This is a genomic window from Neisseria sp. P0021.S007 (genome assembly GCF_051956855.1).
Map to the genome: position 1 here is coordinate 1 of NZ_JBQCXA010000922.1, position 566 is coordinate 566.

General features: G+C 43.1%; 1 protein-coding gene. It reads right to left on the minus strand.

Annotation, left to right across the window (positions count from 1 at the left end; genetic code table 11):
- Positions 1–3: 3 nt before the first annotated feature.
- Positions 4–566 (minus strand): type VI secretion IcmF C-terminal domain-containing protein (locus ACTHUR_RS16745; protein WP_440399809.1); only part of this gene is annotated, 563 nt, incomplete at its 5' end.

Sequence of the window (566 nt, forward strand, 5' to 3'; positions counted from 1 at the left end):
TCATTATTTAACCTCAAAAATCTTATTCGGCAGATGGATATTTTTCAGATCCAACAGTCCCAACGGTCCCTTACCGGAATTGGTTCGCATATAGAAGCGCATCAATTTGTCTTTTTCCAATGGGAACTCGACCAGATAGGTACTTCCATCAATCGGTGTAACCCTAGATTTTTCAAGCATACGGATGAAACCGAAACGTCCGCTGATTTCCTGAGTTTTACGCATACCTTCTGCCTCGGTTTCCCAAGAAATACGCAAACCGGCATTGCTGACATCGCCCGGCCATTTAAATGGCTTCCATTCTGTCTGTTGGTTGAAATAATTCAATGATTGACCATCAACAACCAAGTCGAACTGAACAATTCCCTGAGTAGATGTCGGCTTAAGCTCAAAGCTGTAACCACCTTCTCCGTTAACGAAGAAATCCTCAGAAATCGCACTCAATTTATTCAACTGTTGCAACAGTCCAGAATTGACTTTCAATTCGCTTCCCGGCGCGACGATCCATTGATTGCCTTGTTTGGTCAAAACGCCTGCCAATTGAGTCGTTACAAACTGATTCAATG